Consider the following 19,593-nt stretch of genomic DNA (forward strand, 5'->3'; position numbering starts at 1 on the left):
AGTGATTCTTCCGGTAGTGCGACGCCGCCCCCGATCACGACGACGACCCCGCCGGAAATCGGCGGGGTCGTCAGAGACTTCGAGGTGCGGTCGGCGCTCAACGCAGGTTGATCGAACCCCACCGCAGGCAGCCGCGGCCGCTCGTCGAGTCGTACGCCACGGCCTGGCTGCCGAGGCAGGCGACGCCGTCGCCCGTCGCGTACGCGCCACCGGCGGCACCGGAGACGGCGATGGTCGTCCCGCCGTGGCGGCCCTGGGCGACAGCGGTCGAGTACGGCCCCTGCGAGTAGGCGTAGCCGTGTCCGCCGTAGATGCCACTGGCGAGAGCCGCGGAGTTGTTGCCGTTGTTCTCTGCGGTCGCGGTGCCGCGCGTGGTCGCAACAGCAAGGGCCGCACCGTTGTTCGTGTTGTCGCGGGCAGTCGCTTGACTGCCGGGACCGGCATTGGCGACGCAGTGGCTGCGTCCCTGCTCATGCTCGACGCGCTGATTGTTGTTCGCCGTGCAATGCGTCGCTGCGCTTGCCTCACCGCCGCCCAGCAGCGATGTCATCCCGAAGGCCGCCGCGACAGCGATCAGACCGAACAGAACACGAACAGACAGCGGACCAAGGCGCATGAACATTCCTCCCAAACAGTGCAGACAGCGAATCGTGCAGACCCTCCACCGGCGCACGATGCGCTGCAAGACTACCCCCGGATCGACGATCCTCAGCGCACGCTCAGCCGTTCGTGATCGTTCCGATTCCGAACGCTCCCTCTCGCCGCTGAAACCGCAGGTCGCGCAGGCGATGACGCGCGTGGACGACCCTCGACTCGCACTAGAGGATTAATCCCGGTGACGGTCATCCCCACGCTGGTCGAGTGCTGCCTGCGAGCGGAGCGAACACGCAGTTATCGAGACCGTCGTGCGATGGAATCATCGGCGCGCTCTTATCGAGATTCGCGTCCCCGTCAGCATCCGCCAAGGGAGAATCGCCCTCGGCGACACCGCACGGGGACGCGAATCTCGCTCACCGCACAAAGACATCGAATGACGGGCAGGGGCGGTTGTCAACGAGAACGCACAGCGAAACACAACACGCTCAGACCAACCCGGGAGTGACCGCAACCAGGCTCGCGGTCACGCACCACTTCGCGAGAGCGTATGCAACTAAAACGTACTGACGCGGTGTCGCGCGAGGCCTGCGTTCGATCTGATATCGCCGCGCCGCGCGTCGCCTACTGTCACGTAGTGCTGAGAACTGTTTGCTCAGCCCCCTCCGGCGGCAATGTTCCGTCGGATGCGCTTGAGCGGGCAGTTCTCAGCTGGGATCGATCGGACGCGGCCTCGCCGACGACCACCGCTTCCCGCCACGGAGGCGGTGGCTCACGATCCGTCCGAGCACTGCCGAGATCACCACCCGATGGCAGCGGAAAGCCCCTTGATGCCAGCGGAGCTCACGACGGTCTCGATGAACTGCGTGCTCGCTCCGCTCGCAGGCAGCACTCGACCAGCGTGGGGACCCGGTCACCACGAATCAATCATCGAGATGGAATCGGCCCCGGCGGCACAGATGTGTCGCCGGGGCCGACCCAGTCGGAGGACGCCGATCAGCTGCGGCGCTTCACCTCGTCGGTGAGGCCCTTCTTCGCGGTGTCGACGGCGATCTTCTGCGCGCGCTTGACGATCAGTCCGGGCAGCTTGATCTTGAGGTCGACGGACAGCTCGAACTTCACGTGCGTCGAGTCGCCGTTGTCGGTCAGGGTGTAGATGCCGCTCTGCTCGCTGAGCTGATCGCTCTCCACCAGATTCCACGCGCAACTGTTGTCGGTCCACGTGTAGTCGAGCGTCTGATTGTCAGTCATGCCGACGGCGCTGACCGCCAGCTCCACGCGCGCCGGGCGGCCCTGATCGTCCTCGGTCAGGATCTTCGCCGACTTGTGAGGTCCCGACCACTCGGGCAGGGACTCGACGTCGAGCAGAACCTCCATGACCAGCGAGGCCGGGGCATTGAGATCGAATTCTGTTGATGCGGAGACAGCCATGGACAGAACCTACCTCAGCCGGGACTCGCCGGCGGTCCCGCTGCCCAATTCTTCGTCCTCGATCTCGCCGACGTCGGTGCGCGTCAGGAGTTCCTGGAGGTCGGCGACCACGCGGTCGAGCGGTTCAGGGCTCCGGCGTGCCCGACACAGCACGACAGCGCCCTGAATGGTCGCGAGGATCGTGTCGGCGACGTCGTCGGCCCGCCGGTCGTCGAAGCCCTCCTCGCGCAGTCGTGCCGACAAGAGGTGACCCCACTGCAGGAAGACCTCCTCACCCGCGTCGGCGGCGTCGGGATCGCTGCCTCGAGCCTGCGCGCCCGCGCCGATCGGACAGCCGACCGCGAAGTCGGAGGCCACCAGCCGAGTGCGCCAGATGGCGGCGATGGCGGCCACGGCCCTGCGGGGCGGCAGCCGTCGTGCGACGTTGAGCTCGGCGCCCAGCACTTCTCCCGCATGCCGCACCGCCTCGTCCATGAGTTGCGCACGCCCGCCCGGGAAGTGGTAATAGACCGAGCCGCGCGCGGCCCCCGACGCCGCCAGCACGTCACCGACCGAGGTTCCCGCGACACCGTGCCGGGCGATGAGATCAGCGGCGCACCGGATCATCGCGGCGCGGGGCGAGTCCGTGCCTGCCACCGGTCAGGATTCCAGGAACCGCTCGCGAAGGGCGTTCTGCGCGGTGGCGTCGAGGCCGAGCGCGTCGGCGAAGTAGGCCTCGATGGAGCCGTGAACGGTGTCGAGCTCGTCGAACGCCGCATCGAGATAGTCGGCCCGGACCCCGAGAACATCCGTCAGCAGGTCGGGATCGCCGCCGGCGTCCGCGAACTTCTCGAAGACCGGAGCGAGCGCCGGGACCAGACGGTCGTTGGTGAGCAGATAGTCGGTGTAGACGTCGTCGCGAGCGACGCCCATCAGGGTGAGGAACGACGCCGCCGCCCAGCCCGTGCGGTCCTTGCCGGTGGCGCAGTGGAAGAGCGCAGGCGAGCGATCCTCGCCGAGCAGCCCGCGGTAGAAGCGCGCGTAGCCTGCGCGGGCGCTGTCGGTGGTGAGCATCTCGCGGTAGGCGGCCCGCATGTTCGCGGCGATGCCGTCGCCGGCCAGGAACTCATTGACGCGGGCGACGGACTCCGGGTCGGTCAGCACGGTGGAGAGGTTCGCGGGGATGGCGGTCGCGGTGTCGGCCATCACGTGCAGGTGGAGCCGGGCGACGTCGGCCCACTCCGGATCGGGCACCGCGGCCGCCTCGGCGTCGGACCGGAAGTCGTACACGGTCCGCAGCCCGAGCGTGGAACCGACCTGCTCGATCAGCTCGGCGTCGTCGCCCAGTGAGCGAAAATCGGTGGAGCGAAACAGCATTCCGTAGCGGACCGGACGGTCGTCGGCGCCGGCCCAGCCGCCGAGGTCGCGGAGGTTCGGAAGAGCGGGAATCGAACTCGGCGCACCGGGCACCAGGACCTGCTGATCAGTCATGTCTGTACTTTAAGCGCAGCCGCGCGCCGAGTCGCTCGTTACCATGTGGGGTGTGAGCACCCTCCCAGAAATCGCCTCCGGTCAGCACCCCGCCGACCCCCTGCCCGCCGATCTGATCGCGGACGTCGCCGCCGTCATCGACGAGGACGCCGAACGTCTGGTCGACATGTTCAAAGACATCCACCGGAATCCGGAGCTCGGTTTCGCCGAGGTCCGAACGGCGCGGATCGTGGAGCTCGGACTGCAGAATCTGGGCTTCGACATCACCAAGGGCATCGGCACCACGGGCATCGCCGCCATCTACCGCAACGGCGACGGCCCGGTGGTGATGTATCGCGCCGACATGGACGCCAACGCCGTCGAGGAGGAGACCGGCCTCGACTACGCGAGCGATGTGCGCGTGACCCGCGAGGACGGCACCGAGGTCCCGGTCGCGCACATGTGCGGACACGACGCGCACGTCACCTGGATGCTCGGGATGGCGAACGCGCTCATCAGCGTCAAGGACCGCTGGTCGGGCACCCTGGTGCTGATCGGCCAGCCCGCCGAGGAGCCGATCACCGGCGCCAAGGCGATGGTCGACGACGGGCTCTACAACTTCATCCCGAAACCCGACGTCTTCATCGGCATGCACACCGCGCCCGGTCCCGTCGGGGTGGTCGTCTCATCGCCCGGCCCGCGCATGGCGGGCACCGATCAGGTGGACATCGTCTTCCACGGCGTCGGCGGTCACGGATCCATGCCGCAGCGTGCGAAGGACCCCGTGCTGATGGCGGCGATGGCCGTCGTCGAATTCCAGACGATCGTCTCCCGGATGATCGATCCGCAGCAGACCGCCGTGCTGACCGTCGGCTCCATCCAGGCGGGCGCCGACAACAACGTGATCCCGTCCGAGGCGTTGGTGAAGGCCAACCTCCGCTGGTACGACCCCGCGGTCCGGGAGACGATGCTGACCGCGGTGAAGTCGGTCTCCGAGGGCATCGCCCGCACCTACGGCATGCCCGAGGATCAGATGCCGGAGATCATCATGAAGGGCGGCTCGTCGCCGCTGGTGAACAGCACCGAGCTGGCCGAGCAGATGGCCGTCTCCCTCGGCGCGGTGCTCGGCGAGGAGAACATCGTCACCGACCTGCCGCGCGCCACCGGCTCCGAAGACGTGCAACTGCTCAAGGGCCCGTACCCGGACATGCCGTTCAACTATCTGCTCGTCGGCATCGCCGACCCCGAGGTCTACGCCGCCGCCCGCGCCCGCGGCGAGGACTTCCCGTTCTCCCCGCACAACCCGAACTACATCGTGGATCTCGCCGCGATTCCCCACGGCGCCAAGGTCGCGGCGTACGCGATGCTGGGACTGCTGAACGTTCCCGCATGAGGCGTCGACTCCCGCCGCACGTCAGACAATAGGCGGGATACGACGCCCCAGGCGCGCATCGACACCTGCAGCGGGAACGTCTACGACGACGTGGGTTCGGTGCGCTGCAGTTCCTCGAAGATCCGCGGGAGCGCCGCCCGGCTCGCCTGCTGCACGTGAAACTCACCGGCACGGCGGGCGCCGTCGACGTCGCCCGCGATGATGGCGTCGCGGATCGCGCGGATCTCCGCGAGGGTCTCCGGATGCCGCTCGGGCATCGACAGCGAGTACCGCCGCAGCAGATTGATGCGCACCCGCAGCAGTCGTAGCGTCGACGTCAGCTGCTCGTTGCCTGCACCGACCAGGAGGACGTCGTAGAACGCCGCCTTCGCATCGATGAGCGCGGTGAGGTCCCCGTCGTCGATGGCCGCCTCGATGCCGTCGATGACCTCCCACAGCGCCTTCTTGTGCTCGACGGTGCCACGCTTGGCGAACAGGCTGCACGCCAGCGCCTCGAGCGATTCGCGCAGCTCGAACATCTGCTCCGCGTCCGCGTACGAGACGGTCGCGACCACGGCTCCGCGATTGGGCTCGATGGTGAGGAAACCTTCGGCCTCGAGTTGACGCAGCGTCTCCCGGACCACCGTGCGAGAGACGTCGAAGTCTTCACACAGTTCGCGTTCGCTCAACCGAGCACCCGGTTCGAACACGCCCGCGCTGATCCGATCACGAACCGCCGTCGCCAGCCGTTGCCGGGTCGGCGCCGCAACCGGCGTGATCGGGTCGGAGGCCATCACACATCCTTTTGGATTGTCGTACACCAAGACTGTGCCTACGAAGATACCTGTCGACAAGTGCCAAGCCCACCACCTGGTCGACCAGTGTTCACCAGGGCGACGTCAGACTGTAAGACAATCTGAAATCAGCATCTCACCAGGAGGAATTAACGACTACTCGCCGGTAACCAGCGCTTTTGTTCATTGATTGCAGAGAAGTACACCACGTCATCACCGTGATATCTGGACGATCTTTCAAGGATCGTCATACAATTTTAGGTAGTGAAGCCCCTCCCCATTCCTCCCGCAAGCCCCTCCGAGCACCCAAGGACACCACGTGACCTCTGCTGATTCCGCGATCGACTATGCGCTCTCCCGCTCCTGGCTCCTGGTCAGCGGCGACCGCCCCGAGGCCTTCGGAGACGCGGTCGCCTCCGAGGCCGACCAACTGATCTTCGACCTCGAGGACGCGGTCGCCGATGCACGCAAACCGCTGGCTCGCGAGGCCGTCGCAGCCTGGCTCGAGCAGCCCGGCAACAACGGCTGGGTCCGCATCAACGACGCCGACACCGACTTCTGGAGCGACGACATCGCACGCCTGCGGGTGTGCCCGGGCCTGCGGGGCGTCGTTCTCGCGAAGGTCGAGTCGGCGGCGCACGTGCGCGACACCGTCGTCGCACTCGGCGGCGCCGTGGACGTGATCGCCCTCGTCGAGTCGGCGCTCGGCATCGAGGAGGCCACCGCCATCGCGCGCGCAGGCGCCGCGCGACTGGCGTTCGGCAGCGGCGACTACCGCCGCGACACCGGCATGGCCGCGACCGACCTCGCGATGTCGTACCCGCGCGCTCGGCTGGCCAACTCGTCACGGATCGGTCGTCTGCCGAACCCCATCGACGGGCCTACCCCCGGACCCGATCTGGCCTTGCTCCGCGCCCAGACGGTGATCGCCCGCGACCACGGCATGACCGGTCGCCTGTGCCTGTATCCGGCGCAGGCCCGAGTGGTCAACGAGGCGATGAGCCCCACCGCCGCCGACGTCGACTGGGCGCGCGACTTCCTCGGCGAGTTCGAGCGGGCCGGCGGTCAGGTCCGCGACGGCAGCGACAAGCCGCGCTTGTTCGAGGCCAACCGCATCACGCACCTCGCCTCCGCCTACGGCGTCACGACGGCGGGCGTCTAAGACTCCCGAATCGGTCGCTCGCTGCCCGACTCCCTCTGCTGCCGACCGAGTCTGCGGCCCGAGTCCCATCGCCGGGCAGCAATGCCGAAGGCCGGCCACCCTGACGGGTGACCGGCCTTCGGTGAGTTCTGCGAAGCAGAGCTTCTGTGACCGTGGGTCAGATCAGAAGCCCATGCCGCCCATCTCGTCGGCACCCGGCATGGCCGGAGCGGCCTTCTCGGGCTTGTCGGCGACGACGGCCTCGGTGGTGAGGAACAGAGCCGCGATCGAAGCCGCGTTCTGCAGCGCCGAGCGGGTGACCTTCACCGGGTCGTTGATGCCGGCAGCCAGCAGGTCCTCGTACACGCCGGTCGCGGCGTTGAGGCCGGTGCCGATCTGTGCGTTGCGGACCTTGTCGGCGACGACGCCGGGCTCCAGGCCCGCGTTGACGGCGATCTGCTTGGCCGGGGCCTCCAGAGCGACGCGCACGATGCTGGCACCGGTGGCCTCGTCACCTTCGAGGGCGAGACCGTCGATGGCGGCCTCGGACTGCAGCAGGGCCACGCCACCGCCGGCGACGATGCCCTCTTCGACGGCAGCCTTCGCGTTGCGGACGGCGTCCTCGATGCGGTGCTTGCGCTCCTTGAGCTCCACCTCGGTGGCAGCGCCGGCCTTGATGACTGCGACGCCGCCGGCCAGCTTGGCCAGGCGTTCCTGCAGCTTCTCGCGGTCGTAGTCGCTGTCGCTGTTCTCGATCTCGCCGCGGATCTGCGCGACGCGACCGGCGATGGCGTCGGCATCGCCGGCACCGTCGACGATGGTGGTCTCGTCCTTGGTGACGACGACCTTGCGAGCGGTGCCCAGCAGCTCCAGGCCTGCGCCCTCGAGCGAGAGGCCGACCTCTTCGCTGATGACCTCGCCACCGGTGAGGATGGCGATGTCGGCCAGCATGGCCTTGCGGCGGTCACCGAAGCCCGGAGCCTTGACTGCGACGGACTTGAAGGTGCCCTTGAGCTTGTTGACGATCAGGGTCGAGAGCGCCTCGCCCTCGACGTCCTCAGCGACGATGACCAGCGGCTTGCCCGACTGGATGACCTTCTCCAGCAGCGGCAGGAGGTCCTTGATGGTCGAGATCTTGCCCGAGACGAGCAGGATGTACGGATCCTCGAGGACGGCTTCCTGGCGGTCTGCGTCGGTGACGAAGTAGCCGGAGATGTAGCCCTTGTCGAAGCGCATGCCCTCGGTGAGCTCCAGGCTCAGGCCGAACGTCTGTGCCTCTTCAACGGTGATGACGCCCTCGTTGCCGACCTTGTCCATGGCCTCGGCGATCAGGTCGCCGATGGTCTGGTCGCCGGCCGAGATGCCTGCGGTGGCAGCGATCTGCGCCTTGGTCTCGACCTCCTTGGCCGACTTCAGCAGCGACTCGGTGACCGCAGCGACGGCCTGCTCGATGCCGCGCTTGAGGCCCAGCGGGTTCGCGCCGGCAGCAACGTTGCGGAGGCCCTCGCGGACCAGCGCCTGCGCCAGGACGGTGGCGGTGGTGGTGCCGTCGCCCGCGATGTCGTCAGTCTTCTTGGCGACTTCCTTGACCAGCTCGGCGCCGATCTTCTCGTACGGGTCCTCGAGCTCGATCTCCTTGGCGATGGAGACACCATCGTTGGTGATCGTCGGGGCGCCCCACTTCTTCTCCAGGACGACGTTGCGGCCCTTGGGTCCGAGGGTGACCTTGACGGTGTCGGCGAGGCTGTTCAGGCCGCGCTCGAGTCCGCGACGGGCCTCTTCGTCGAAAGCAATCTGCTTTGCCATTGGTAAGTGATCCTCCGGTAGGGGGTGACACTAAGTCTTCTGGGTCGAACTCGATGCCCGCGACGGACGACCGGGGTGTCTGTTGGACCGATCTCACCGTTCCGACCTGGCACTCACACGCCGCGAGTGCCAAACTCCGTTTTAGCACTCGATCACCGAGAGTGCAAGGTTCACCGGTATCCACCGAACACCGGTCGCAAGCGGATAAACAGCAGGTCAACGGCATCGCCCGAGCGACACGACCGCGTCGAAACACCAAGGACGATTCGCACAGAGCGAAACGAAAGCGCCGCACTCCGCCAGCAGGTCGGGGTACGGCGCTTCGGGTCCGAATTCCATCCAGGTCGGTCGTTGCGGAAGTTCCGCCCGTCGTACGCAGGCGCTATCGTGACCGCATGTCCGGTGAGCTGATCACGATCGCGGTGCTCGGTATCACGCTGGCCGCCGTCCTGATCGTGGTCGCGATGCGCACCCGTCGCGTGGTGAGCACCCCGCACGAGCGCGCGGTCCACGACACCCTGCACACGGCTGCGCGCGCCGCCGAACCGCTGCGCGGCGGGCTCACCGAAGAATCCGCCGCCGAGGCCGCCGGTCCACTGCGCGCGCTGACCGGGGCCGACGGGCTGGCGCTGTACGACGCCGACGGCACCCAGCTCGTCTACGACGGCGACCCCGACCTGTGGACACCGCCGATGAGGACCGCCGCCGCCGACCTCGCGGCCACGGCGCTCGACGCGGGCCGCGACACCGCCCAGCGGAACCCGGCAGGCGGTGTCGGCCCCATCCGCAACCTGATCGCCGCACCGCTCATCACCGACGACATCAGCGCGGGCGTCCTGGTCGTCGCCTCGGTCATCGATCCCGGCCCCGGCCGCGTCGGCGCGATCACCGAGGTCGCCCGGTATGCGGCGAGCCAACTGCAGCTGGCCGAACTCGACGCCTCCCGCGCCCGCCTCGACCGCGCCGAAGTCCTCGCCCTCCGCGCCCAGATCAGTCCGCACTTCATCTACAACGCCCTCAACACCATCGCCTCGTTCGTCCGGACCGACCCCGACCGCGCCCGCGAACTGATCCTCGACTTCGCCGACTTCACCCGCTACTCGTTCCGCGCCGCCGGCGAGTACACGGTGCTGGCCGACGAACTCCGCAACATCGACCGCTATCTCACCCTGGAGCGTGCTCGGTTCGGCCCCGGGCTCACCGTGAAGCTGCAGGTGGCGCCCGAGGTGCTCGGCGTCGTCGTGCCATTCCTCGCACTGCAGCCCATCGTCGAGAACGCCGTGCGGCACGGGATGGCGGGGCGACGCGACGGCACCATCTCCATCATCGCCCGCAACGTGGGGCCGGACTGCCTGCTCAGTGTGGAGGACGACGGCGTCGGCATGGATCCGGAACTCCTGCGCAGCGGCGCGATCGACGCCCTCACACCGACGGGCACCACGGAGTCCGACGGCGCACACGTGGGACTGACCAACGTCGATCAGCGACTCCGTTCGGCGTTCGGCAACGACTACGGGCTCGTGGTCGAGACCGCGGTGGGCGCCGGAACCAAGGTCAGCATGCGCGTGCCGAAGTTCGCACCCGGGATCCATGTCGGCGGACCGGCGCGCACCGGCGCTCCCTGAGAAGGGTGCACGACGCCGGGGTGCACCGACTAGGTTCAACTGACGAAGGGTTCACCTGGCGAAGGCGTTCAACCGGCGAAGGAGAGGAGAGCCATCGATGCCCGGTCTCACGGTGCTCGCCGTCGACGACGAGCTTCCTGCGCTCGACGAACTGTCGTATCTCTTGGAACGACACGAAGCCGTCGCGACCGTGCACAAGGCGTCCGACGCCACCGAGGCGCTGCGCGTCCTCGCCGACCACACCATCGAGGCCGCGTTTCTCGACATCTCGATGCCCGGCCTGTCCGGGATGGAGTTGGCTGGCGTGCTCGCCCACTACACCGCGCCGCCCGCGATCGTCTTCGTCACCGCGCACGACGACCGCGCCGTCGAGGCGTTCGACGTCGGCGCGGTGGACTACCTGCTGAAACCGCTGCGGACCGAACGGCTGGACCAAGCGATCACCCGCATCCTCGCCGCGCGCGCCGGCGACGACGCCCCGGCGGATCTCGCCGCCGCGCCGGCCCCGGCGGCGACCGACGACGTGATCCCAGTGGAACTCGGTGGGGTCACCTCCCTGGTGCGACGCGACGCGATCTCCTGGGTCGAGGCCGTCGGCGACTACGCCCGCCTGCACACCGACACCGGCGCACACCTCGTGCGGGTCACCCTCTCGACACTCGAATCACGGTGGGCCAGCGTAGGGTTCGCGCGAGTGCACCGCTCCTACCTGGTGGCCTTGCCGATGGTGACGGGACTGCGATCGACCGGGGCGTCGACGATGGTGCGCGTCCGCGCGAACGGCGCCTCCCCGGCCGTCGAGCTGCCGGTGAGCCGCCGCCAGGTGCGTGAGCTGAAAGACCGGCTGGTGCGCGATCCGTTGCGCACGTTCCGATCCGGCCGGACCGACGGGCCCGACCCGGGAGCAGGCTGACCATGCCCGATCCCGCCCGCGACCGCGCGCCGCAACGCGAACGCGTCGTCCTCTCCCAGCGCCGCGGCGCGCGCATGGTCCGCACCCGCGTCGAGGTCGCCGAGCAGACCGACATCGGCGAGCACCTGGTTCGAGGTCTCGTCCGAGCCCAATTCGGGCTGTCCCTGCGGCTCGGCCTGGCGGTGATCAGCATCTTCCTCGCCATTCCGCTGATCGGCGCCACCATGCACCCGTTCGCCGAGGCCACGCTGTTCGGCCTGCCGTTGAACTGGGTGATCCTCGGCCTGGTGCCGACACCGCTGCTCTACCTCACCGGTCGGCTGTACATCCGACTGACCGAGCAGGCCGAACGCGACTTCGTCCGGCTCGTCGACGCCGATGATCACGTTCCGGACCGCGACCACGGTCCGCACCGCGACGACGGCTCCCGGCGGCGATGAGCACCGACCACGTCTCGACGCTCACCGTCGTCGCAGTGCTGATCGCGGCCTTCGGCACCGTGGCGGTCGGCGCCTACGGCGGACGCGGATCACGCTCCACCTCCGACTTCCTCGTGGCCTCGCGCAGCATCGGGCCGGGGTGGAACGCGGCGGCCATCGCAGGCGAGTACCTGTCGGCCGCGTCGTTCCTCGGCGTCGCGGGTCTGGTCGCCAAGCACGGCGCCGACGCGCTCTGGTATCCGATCGGTTTCACCGCGGGCTATCTGTCGCTGTTGCTCTTCGTGGCCGCGCCGCTGCGTCGCTCCGGCGCGTACACCGTTCCCGACTTCGCCGAGTTCCGCCTCGCCTCCACCCGCGCACGCAAAGCCGCGATGGTCGTCGTCATCGGCATCTGCGTCCTGTATCTGGTCCCCCAGCTGCAGGTCGCGGGACTGACGCTCAACGTGCTGCTGCACATCCCGCCGTGGGTCGGGATGACGGCCACCGGTCTGCTGGTGATCGCGAACGTGATCGGCGCGGGTATGCGCTCGGTGACCTTCGCCCAGGCCGTGCAGTACTGGCTCAAGCTCACCGCCGTTGCCGTCCCGGCCCTGGTCCTGACCACGATCTTCCTCAACAATCCACAGGATCTCGGCGAGCCGCTGCCGCCCCGCGTCGAGTCGGCGACCACCATCAGCATCGACACCGACGTTCAGGTGACGGTCACCGATCCAGCCGGAGTCCGCGTCACCGGCACCGTCGACGACCGCTCGCTGACCGACGCGCCACTGCGCCCGGGACCGCATCGACTGGAGCGGGGCACCGTCATCGAGCTCGACGCGGGCTCCGCGACCCCGGTGGTGTCGAACGCGCCGCAGACCGGCGCCGCATGGCAGGACTCCGGCGGCGGCCTCGGCGGTGATCACCCCTTGTTCCAGGTGTTCTCGCTGATCATCGCGACGTTTCTCGGCGCCATGGGGCTGCCCCACGTGCTGGTGCGCTTCTACACCAACCCCGACGGCCGGGCCGCGCGTCGAACCGCGCTGAGTGTGATCGCCGCCCTGTCGATCTTCTATCTGTTCCCCCTGGTCCTCGGCGTGCTCGCCCGCGCCTGGGTGCCTCAGGTGCTGGCCACCGGCACCGCCGACGCCGCAATCCTGCTGCTGCCGTCCGCCGCGACCGGCGGCATTCTGGCGATCGCGCTGTCGGCGTTGATCGCCGCGGGGGCGATGGCCGCCTTCTTGGCGACGTCGTCGGGCCTGCTGGTGAGCATCGCGGGCGTCATGTCCACCGACCTGATGCCGGCGGGCCTCCGGAGCTTCCGGATCTGCGCGTTGATCGGCGGGATCGTGCCCATCGCCATCGCTCTCAGCGCGGGCTCGCTGGAACTGTCGCAGTCGGTGGGGCTGGTGTTCGCAGTCTCCGCATCCACTCTCTGCCCGCTGCTGGTCCTCGGCATCTGGTGGCGCGGCCTCACTGCGCCGGGTGCCGTCGCCGGACTCGCCGTCGGGGCGACGGCGTCGACGGCGGCGGTGGTGTGCTCGGTCGCCGGCGTGTTCGGCAACGACGGCTGGCTCGCGATCCTGGCCGCCTACCCGGCGGCCGTCACCGTCCCGCTCGCCTTCGTCACGATGGTGCTCGGCAGCATCGCGACCCGCTCCCGGATTCCGCTCGGAACCGCGGGCGCCTTCGCCCGGATGCACGTGCCCGAACGCCTCGGGCTCGGGGTCGAACGCACCCCCTGAAACCGGGTGAGCGGTCGTCGGCCGCTCACCGTTCGTCGGACCGGGACCACCGTTCACCGCACGATGGTCGTGCCTCGTCGCCCGGGTCACAGAATCGTTCGGCTGTGATCGGCCTCTCATTCATGCTGTGAGCACCTCACATCCACGCTGTACACATTCTCAAGAAGGAGCGATCGTGACAGTCACCGACCAACCTGCGGGGAGCGACGTCAGTCCTTCCCAGGACGAGTTCCTCGTCGCGCAAGACAGTCCCGAGTTCACCAAGCTGCGCGCCACGCTGCGTCGCTTCGTCTTCCCGATGAGCGCGTTCTTTCTGCTCTGGTACGCGGCCTACGTGCTCCTCGGCGCCTTCGCCCACGACTTCATGGGCACCCCCGTCTGGGGCAACATCAACGTCGGACTGATCCTCGGACTGCTCCAGTTCGTCACCACGTTCGGCATCACGTTCCTCTACGTCCGCTTCGCCAACCGCGAACTGGATCCGCGGGCGGAAGAGATCCGCCAGAAGTTCCAGCACGGCGACTACCGCACCGACGTAGGCGGCGCCCAGTGACGCACGTACTCGCCGCCGAGACCGTCGGCAACCCCACCATCAACATCTCGATCTTCATCGCGTTCGTCATCGTGACGATGGTCGTGGTGATCCGCGCCAACAAGAAGAACGCGTCGGCATCGGAGTTCTTCACCGCAGGCGGCGGCTTCTCCGGCCCGCAGAATGGCATCGCGATCGCCGGTGACTACCTGTCCGCGGCCAGTTTCCTCGGCATCGCGGGCGCGGTCGCCGTGTACGGGTACGACGGCTTCCTCTACTCGATCGGCTTCCTCGTCGCCTGGTTGGTCGCACTGCTGCTGGTCGCCGAACTGCTGCGCAACACCGGCCGGTTCACCATGGCCGACGTCCTGAGCTTCCGTCTGCACGAACGCCCGGTGCGCATGGCCGCCGCCATCACGACCCTCGTCGTCTCGCTGTTCTACCTGCTGGCGCAGATGGCAGGCGCCGGCGGCCTCGTCGCCCTGCTGCTCGACATCCACGACCGGACCGGTCAGTCCATCGTCATCGCCGTCGTCGGCGTGCTGATGATCGCGTACGTGCTGATCGGCGGTATGAAGGGCACCACCTGGGTGCAGATCATCAAGGCCGTCCTGCTGATCATCGGCGCCGCCGTGATGACCTTCCTGGTCCTGATCAAGTTCGGCTTCAACCTGTCGGAGATCATGGGCACCGCCCAGGACAAGATCGCCACCTCGACCGACGAAGCCGTCGCCGCACGCGACGTCCTGGCTCCCGGCGCCCGCTACGGCGGCTCGTTGACCTCGCAGATCAACTTCCTCTCGCTGGGCCTGGCACTGGTTCTCGGCACCGCGGGTCTGCCGCACGTGCTGATGCGCTTCTACACGGTTCCGACGGCTCGGGAGGCCCGCCGCTCGGTAGTCTGGGCCATCAGCCTGATCGGCGCCTTCTACCTGTTCACCCTGGTCCTGGGCTACGGCGCCCTGACGCTGGTGGGACCGGACCGCATCCTGGGCGCGGCGGGCAAGGAGAACGCCGCCGCACCGCTGCTGGCGCTGGAGCTCGGTGGCACGGTCCTGCTGGGCGTGATCTCGGCCGTCGCCTTCGCGACCATCCTCGCCGTCGTCGCGGGCCTGGCGATCACCGCCTCCGCGTCGTTCGCGCACGACATCTACGCCTCGGTCATCAAGCGCGGCAAGGCGTCCGAGCACGATCAGGTCCGCGTCTCGCGTCAGTGCATCGTCGTCCTCGGCGTGCTCAGCATCGTGCTCGGCATTCTCGCCAACGGACAGAACATCGCATTCCTCGTCGCGCTGGCCTTCGCCGTCGCCGCGTCGGCCAACCTGCCGACCATCGTGTACTCGCTCTACTGGAAGCGCTTCAACACGCGCGGCGCGCTGTGGAGCATGTACGGCGGACTGCTCTCGTGCGTCATCCTGATCGTTTTCTCGCCCGCCGTCTCCGGCGGTCCGAGCGCGATGATCCCGGGCGCCGACTTCTCCTGGTTCCCGCTCTCCAACCCGGGCATCATCTCCATCCCGCTCGCCTTCATCCTCGGCATCGTCGGCACGCTGACCTCGCCGGACCACGGCGATCCCGGCCGCAACGCCGAGATGGAGGTCCGCTCGCTCACCGGCGTCGGCGCCGAGAAGGCGGTCGCCCACTAGGAGACGCACAGAGTCAGTCGCTCTCCCCACGACGCTCGCTCACCCCTCCGGGTGGGCGAGCGTCCGACTCGCGTCAGCGGTCGTGTTCGGCGGCCGCGCGGGCGCGTCGGTACCGACCGATCTGGGCGGCCGTGGAGCTGTCGAACGGCAGGACCGTGCGGTCCTCCGCTCGGATCTCGTCGACGATCCGACCAGCGGCCACTTTCCCCAGTTCGACGCCCCACTGGTCGAACGAGTCGATGCCCCACAACCATCCCTGTACGAACACCTTGTGCTCGTACAGGGCGAGGAGTCGGCCCAGCGAATACGGATCCAGTCGATCCATCATGATGGTCGTCGACGGGCGATCGCCCGGGAACGCGCGATGCGGGACCTGGTGTTCCGCGACGCCCTCGGCGCGAACCTCGTCGGCGGTCCTGCCGAACGCCAGCGCCTGGGTCTGCGCGATCAGATTCGCGATCAGCAGGTCGTGATGACCGGCGAGAAGGTGCCCGGGTTCCAGCACACCGATGAAGTCGCACGGGACCACGGTCGTCCCCTGATGCAGCAACTGGAAGAAGGCGTGCTGCCCGTTGGTCCCGGCCGCTCCCCACACGATCGGCGCGGTGTCGATCGCGACGGGCTCACCGTCGACCCCCACCGACTTGCCGTTGCTCTCCATCTCCAGCTGCTGGAGATACGCGGGCAGCAGGGCGAGCCGCTCGTCGTACGGCAGCACGGCGTGCGTCGCCGCGCCGAGCAGATTGCGATTCCAGATGCCGAGCAGACCCAGGAGCACCGGAAGGTTCTTCTCGAAGGGCGCCGTCCGGAACTCGGTGTCCATTGAGCGTGCGCCGGCGAGGAAGTCGCGGAATCCGCCGGAGCCGATCGCGATCATCAACGACAGCCCGATCGCCGACCAGACCGAGTAGCGGCCGCCCACCCAGTCCCAGAACTCGAAGACGTTCTCCTCCGCGATACCGAACCTCCGGGCCGCCTCGACGTTGGTCGACACTGCGACGAAGTGCTCGCGCACGGCTCCGCGATCGCCGATCCCGTCGATCAGCCACTGCCGCGCGCTCTCGGCGTTGGTGAGCGTCTCGACGGTCGTGAAGGTCTTCGACGACACGATGAACAGCGTGGTCTCCGGATCGAGTCCGCGCAGCGCAGCAGACAGATCTGCGCCGTCGACGTTCGAGACGAAGCGGAAGTCGATGTCGGGCGTCGACGCCTCGGCCAGCGCCCGGCACGCCATCGCGGGGCCGAGATCCGAGCCGCCGATGCCGATGTTCACGACGGCCTCGATGCGGCGCGAGGTCGCACCACGCAGACGTCCCCGCCGCACGCTTTGCGCGAAGACGCTCATCCGATGAAGGACGCGATCCACCTGCTCGCCGACGGCGTGCCCGTCGACGGTCGGCGACGCGTCGGCGTCGAGCGCCCGCAGCGCGGTGTGGAGGACGGCCCGATCCTCCGTGGTGTTGATCCGCGCGCCACCGAACATCGCCTCGATGCCGTCGCGCAGACCGGACTCGTGCGCGAACTCGACCAGCAGTGTCATCGTCTCCGCCGTCACGCGCTGCTTGGAATAGTCCAGGTACAGCCCGTCGGATTCGATCGCCATGGCGGTGCCGCGGTCCGGATCCGCAGCGAACAGGTCACGCAGGTGCGTGCCGTCGATGCTCTGGTGGTGCGCACGCAGGGCGTGCCAGCGCTGCCCGCTCGTGCGGTCGGTCCGGAACTCGTGGTTATCGATCGACATCCCTCACCCTCCTTGCGCGTTATCGCGCATATGCTGCACGTAATAATGCGGAACGTGTGTGATGCTGTCAACACCGCGGAGGTGAACGGTAGGGTGATCGCCGGACTGTGCGGATCCGCACTGCGGTGGATGGGGGCTGTATGACGCCGAGCGAACGGCGACGCGAAATCATCAATCTGCTGCTCACGGAGGGGTACGTCGAGGCCAAGGAGCTCTCTGACCGCCTCGGCGTCGACATCTCGACGGTACGCCGAGACCTCGATGCGCTCGCGAGGACCAACCAGGTGCAGCGGACGCACGGCGGAGCGCGCCCGGTGCCCGGCGCACCGATGGAACTCCCGTACGCGATGAAGCAGGGGGAGCATCTCGCGGCGAAACGCGCGATTGCGCGCGCCGCCGCCGCGCGGGTTCAGGACGGCGACACCGTGGTCCTCGACAGCGGGTCGACGACCTACGAGATCGCGTTGGCCTTGACCCACCACCGGGGACTGACGGTGATCACCAACGACCTCCGGATCTGCAAGTTCATCGCCCAGAACCCGAACATGCGGCTGCTCGTAACGGGCGGCGAACTGCTCAACTCCGTCTACACGCTCGTCGGCGAGCACTCCGTCGGGTTCTTCGACGACTTCACCGCCGACACCACCTTCCTCGGTGCCGACGCCGTGGACCCGGTCGCAGGCATCACCAACACGAACACCCTCGAGGTGCCGGTGAAACGCGCCATGATCGCCGCGAGTCGGACGACGCTGGTCGTCGCCGACAGCACCAAGTTCGGCCGCCGCACGCTCGCTCGCGTCGCCGCGGTCGGCGAGGTCGCGGGCTTCATCACCGACACCAGCCTGCCCGAGGGCGACGAGGTCGGCTACGGCGAGCTCACCCGCGCCGCCCCGGAGTAGCGTCCGGCGCCCTCGTCAGGCCTGGTCGATGCGTGCGAACGGCGTGGCCGCCTCGAGCTCGTACGACAGCTCCAGCAGGGTCCGCTCGTCGCCCAGATCGGCCGAGAAGTGGATGCCCAGCGGCATCCCGTTCGCACTGTGTCCGAGGGGCAGGGTGACAGCCGGGGTGCCCGAGGTGTTGTTGGCGGGCGTGAACGCGACGTAGTCGATCAATCGCGCGAAGACCTCGTCGAAATCGCCGTCCGGCGCCAGATAGCCGATCTCGGGAACCCGGTGAGCGAGCGTCGGCGACAGCACGACGTCGAAGTCGTCGAAGACCGCGCGGAATCGCGCCGTCGCGCGTTTGAGGCCGAGGATCGAGGCCGGGATCCGATAGAAGTGCTTGGCGAAGGACCGTGACAGCCCCCGGGTGAAGGGGTCGAGCCGGCTGCGGTCGAAGCCCTTCCCGATGGTCCGCCCACCGAAGTGGTCCAGTCCGAACGCGAGCAGCGCCCAGTAGTCGGTGAACTGGTCGATGTAGGCGCGGTCGGCAGGCACCGGGATGGTCGTGACGCGGTGTCCGAGCGACTCGAGGAGCTCCACCGTCGCCGTCAGTTCGCGGTCGGTGTCGTCGTCGAGCAGTCGCCCGGTGACCGTGGTGTTGACGAGCGCGACGCGCAGTCGTCGCTCGCCCGGACCGTCGACGAGGCCGAGCGGCGGCAGCGACGACGCGCCGCCCCGCCGCGCCACGTCGGCCAGAAAATGCGCTGTATCGCGCACCGACCGACTGACGACGCCGTTGCTGACCAGATCGATCGGCAGGCCCCGCATCGCCGGCGACTGCGCCACCCGACCGCGCGTCGGTTTCAGCCCCACCAGCCCGCAGCACGCCGCCGGGATCCGGATGGAGCCGCCGCCGTCGTTCGCGTGCGCGATCGGCACCGCGCCCGCGGCCACCAGCGCCGCTGCTCCGCCCGACGACGCCCCGCACGAGTAGTCCGTGTTCCACGGGTTGCGCGTCGGCGGCCGATCGACGAATTCGGTGGTCGCGGTCAGCCCGAAGGCGGGCAGCGTGGAGGCGCCCAGGATGTTGAACCCGGCGCCGATCAGCTCGCGGGCGGTCGGGTCGTTCACCCGCGCGGGAACGTTCGCGACCGCGGCCGATCCCTGCAGCGTCGGGATGCCCTCGACGCTGATGTTGTTCTTGGCCACCGTGGGCACCCCGGCGAAGGCGCCGACGAACCCCCCCGCGGTCGGCACGCTGCAGAGCGCGCTCACGGTCGTCGACGGCGATGGCGGCGAGTTGCGGGTTCACCGCGTCGATCCGCGCGAGCGCAGCCTGCGCGGCGTCGGCGGGCGAGATCTCGCCCGCGGCGATCCGGCGGGCGACACCGACGGCGTCGAGAACGCCGAGGCAGTCGTCGGTGAAGGCGTGAACGTGTTCCATTCCGTCCACCGTAGTCACACCCCGAATGAGGAGTAAGTCTTCTCATCGTCGCTACCGACC

The 19,593-nt window shown here is 68.4% G+C and carries 16 protein-coding genes and 1 pseudogene; 9 read left to right on the forward strand and 8 right to left on the reverse strand.

Annotated features, from left to right (window positions below; genetic code table 11):
* Positions 1 to 97 precede the first annotated feature (97 nt).
* The 4 genes from GH2_RS13460 to GH2_RS13480 form a co-directional block, all read right to left on the reverse strand.
* Positions 98 to 616: a DUF6764 family protein gene (locus tag GH2_RS13460; protein WP_066169214.1), complete on the reverse strand. Its 519-nt coding sequence runs from the start codon at positions 614 to 616 to the stop codon at positions 98 to 100.
* Positions 617 to 1,590: 974 nt separating this feature from the next.
* Positions 1,591 to 2,025: an SRPBCC family protein gene (locus GH2_RS13470; protein WP_066168930.1), complete on the reverse strand. Its 435-nt coding sequence runs from the start codon at positions 2,023 to 2,025 to the stop codon at positions 1,591 to 1,593.
* 9 nt (positions 2,026 to 2,034) lie between these two features.
* Positions 2,035 to 2,661, reverse strand: a complete 627-nt coding sequence (locus GH2_RS13475) for a TetR/AcrR family transcriptional regulator (protein ID WP_307825415.1) — start codon at positions 2,659 to 2,661, stop codon at positions 2,035 to 2,037.
* 3 nt (positions 2,662 to 2,664) lie between these two features.
* Positions 2,665 to 3,495 (reverse strand): tyrosine-protein phosphatase, encoded by an 831-nt coding sequence (locus GH2_RS13480; protein WP_066168932.1) that lies wholly within the window; start codon positions 3,493 to 3,495, stop codon positions 2,665 to 2,667.
* Between the two features lie 43 nt (positions 3,496 to 3,538).
* Here GH2_RS13480 and GH2_RS13485 point away from each other — a divergent pair, with 43 nt between their 5' ends.
* Complete coding sequence (locus GH2_RS13485) at positions 3,539 to 4,867, forward strand: amidohydrolase (RefSeq protein ID WP_066168936.1); 1,329 nt, start codon at positions 3,539 to 3,541, stop codon at positions 4,865 to 4,867.
* An 80-nt stretch (positions 4,868 to 4,947) separates the two neighbouring features.
* On the opposite strand, the gene GH2_RS13490 is transcribed toward GH2_RS13485, so the two are convergent.
* Complete coding sequence (locus GH2_RS13490) at positions 4,948 to 5,640, reverse strand: GntR family transcriptional regulator (protein WP_066168939.1); 693 nt, start codon at positions 5,638 to 5,640, stop codon at positions 4,948 to 4,950.
* Between the two features lie 319 nt (positions 5,641 to 5,959).
* On the opposite strand from GH2_RS13490, the gene GH2_RS13495 reads away from it, so the two are divergent.
* On the forward strand, positions 5,960 to 6,802 hold the full coding sequence (locus GH2_RS13495; RefSeq protein ID WP_066168941.1) for an HpcH/HpaI aldolase/citrate lyase family protein: 843 nt from the start codon (positions 5,960 to 5,962) through the stop codon (positions 6,800 to 6,802).
* Positions 6,803 to 6,964: 162 nt separating this feature from the next.
* Here GH2_RS13495 and groL read toward each other — a convergent pair whose 3' ends face one another.
* Positions 6,965 to 8,587 (reverse strand): chaperonin GroEL, encoded by a 1,623-nt coding sequence (gene groL / locus GH2_RS13500; protein WP_066168944.1) that lies wholly within the window; start codon positions 8,585 to 8,587, stop codon positions 6,965 to 6,967.
* A 395-nt stretch (positions 8,588 to 8,982) separates the two neighbouring features.
* On the opposite strand from groL, the gene GH2_RS13505 reads away from it, so the two are divergent.
* The 6 genes from GH2_RS13505 (at position 8,983) to GH2_RS13530 (ending at position 15,467) form a co-directional block, all read left to right on the forward strand.
* Positions 8,983 to 10,212 (forward strand): sensor histidine kinase, encoded by a 1,230-nt coding sequence (locus GH2_RS13505; protein WP_066168947.1) that lies wholly within the window; start codon positions 8,983 to 8,985, stop codon positions 10,210 to 10,212.
* 97 nt (positions 10,213 to 10,309) lie between these two features.
* The gene (locus GH2_RS13510) at positions 10,310 to 11,125 is read left to right on the forward strand and encodes a LytR/AlgR family response regulator transcription factor (protein ID WP_066168951.1); all 816 of its coding nucleotides are present in this window, start codon (positions 10,310 to 10,312) and stop codon (positions 11,123 to 11,125) included.
* A 2-nt stretch (positions 11,126 to 11,127) separates the two neighbouring features.
* Positions 11,128 to 11,565, forward strand: coding sequence for a hypothetical protein (locus GH2_RS13515; RefSeq protein WP_066168954.1), 438 nt, complete (start codon positions 11,128 to 11,130; stop codon positions 11,563 to 11,565).
* Positions 11,562 to 13,289 (forward strand): sodium/solute symporter, encoded by a 1,728-nt coding sequence (locus tag GH2_RS13520; protein WP_066168957.1) that lies wholly within the window; start codon positions 11,562 to 11,564, stop codon positions 13,287 to 13,289. The genes GH2_RS13515 and GH2_RS13520 overlap by 4 nt, the downstream gene beginning before the upstream one ends.
* Before the next feature lie 175 nt (positions 13,290 to 13,464).
* Positions 13,465 to 13,842, forward strand: coding sequence for a DUF485 domain-containing protein (locus tag GH2_RS13525; protein WP_066168960.1), 378 nt, complete (start codon positions 13,465 to 13,467; stop codon positions 13,840 to 13,842).
* Positions 13,839 to 15,467, forward strand: coding sequence for a monocarboxylic acid transporter (locus GH2_RS13530; RefSeq protein WP_066168963.1), 1,629 nt, complete (start codon positions 13,839 to 13,841; stop codon positions 15,465 to 15,467). The genes GH2_RS13525 and GH2_RS13530 overlap by 4 nt, the downstream gene beginning before the upstream one ends.
* Before the next feature lie 73 nt (positions 15,468 to 15,540).
* On the opposite strand, the gene pgi is transcribed toward GH2_RS13530, so the two are convergent.
* On the reverse strand, positions 15,541 to 17,208 hold the full coding sequence (gene pgi, locus GH2_RS13535) for a glucose-6-phosphate isomerase (protein WP_066168967.1): 1,668 nt from the start codon (positions 17,206 to 17,208) through the stop codon (positions 15,541 to 15,543).
* A 140-nt stretch (positions 17,209 to 17,348) separates the two neighbouring features.
* Here pgi and GH2_RS13540 point away from each other — a divergent pair, with 140 nt between their 5' ends.
* Complete coding sequence (locus tag GH2_RS13540) at positions 17,349 to 18,107, forward strand: DeoR/GlpR family DNA-binding transcription regulator (RefSeq protein ID WP_066168970.1); 759 nt, start codon at positions 17,349 to 17,351, stop codon at positions 18,105 to 18,107.
* Positions 18,108 to 18,122: 15 nt separating this feature from the next.
* Here the strand turns inward: GH2_RS13540 and GH2_RS13545 are convergent.
* Positions 18,123 to 19,533, reverse strand: a pseudogene (locus tag GH2_RS13545) (amidase).
* Positions 19,534 to 19,593 lie beyond the last annotated feature (60 nt).

The sequence above is a fragment of the Gordonia hydrophobica NBRC 16057 genome, assembly GCF_001592365.1.
GTDB classification, from domain to species: Bacteria; Actinomycetota; Actinomycetes; order Mycobacteriales; family Mycobacteriaceae; genus Gordonia; species Gordonia hydrophobica.

Bases quoted from the DNA above. Each gene is read 5' to 3' on its own strand.
- GH2_RS13460 (WP_066169214.1), bottom strand. From the start codon at position 616: ATGCGCCTTGGTCCGCTGTCTGTTCGTGTTCTGTTCGGTCTGATCGCT.
- GH2_RS13470 (WP_066168930.1), bottom strand. From the start codon at position 2,025: ATGGCTGTCTCCGCATCAACAGAATTCGATCTCAATGCCCCGGCCTCG.
- GH2_RS13480 (WP_066168932.1), bottom strand. From the start codon at position 3,495: ATGACTGATCAGCAGGTCCTGGTGCCCGGTGCGCCGAGTTCGATTCCC.
- GH2_RS13485 (WP_066168936.1), top strand. From the start codon at position 3,539: ATGTGGGGTGTGAGCACCCTCCCAGAAATCGCCTCCGGTCAGCACCCC.
- GH2_RS13490 (WP_066168939.1), bottom strand. From the start codon at position 5,640: ATGGCCTCCGACCCGATCACGCCGGTTGCGGCGCCGACCCGGCAACGG.
- groL (WP_066168944.1), bottom strand. From the start codon at position 8,587: ATGGCAAAGCAGATTGCTTTCGACGAAGAGGCCCGTCGCGGACTCGAG.
- GH2_RS13505 (WP_066168947.1), top strand. From the start codon at position 8,983: ATGTCCGGTGAGCTGATCACGATCGCGGTGCTCGGTATCACGCTGGCC.
- GH2_RS13510 (WP_066168951.1), top strand. From the start codon at position 10,310: ATGCCCGGTCTCACGGTGCTCGCCGTCGACGACGAGCTTCCTGCGCTC.
- GH2_RS13515 (WP_066168954.1), top strand. From the start codon at position 11,128: ATGCCCGATCCCGCCCGCGACCGCGCGCCGCAACGCGAACGCGTCGTC.
- GH2_RS13520 (WP_066168957.1), top strand. From the start codon at position 11,562: ATGAGCACCGACCACGTCTCGACGCTCACCGTCGTCGCAGTGCTGATC.
- pgi (WP_066168967.1), bottom strand. From the start codon at position 17,208: ATGTCGATCGATAACCACGAGTTCCGGACCGACCGCACGAGCGGGCAG.
- GH2_RS13540 (WP_066168970.1), top strand. From the start codon at position 17,349: ATGACGCCGAGCGAACGGCGACGCGAAATCATCAATCTGCTGCTCACG.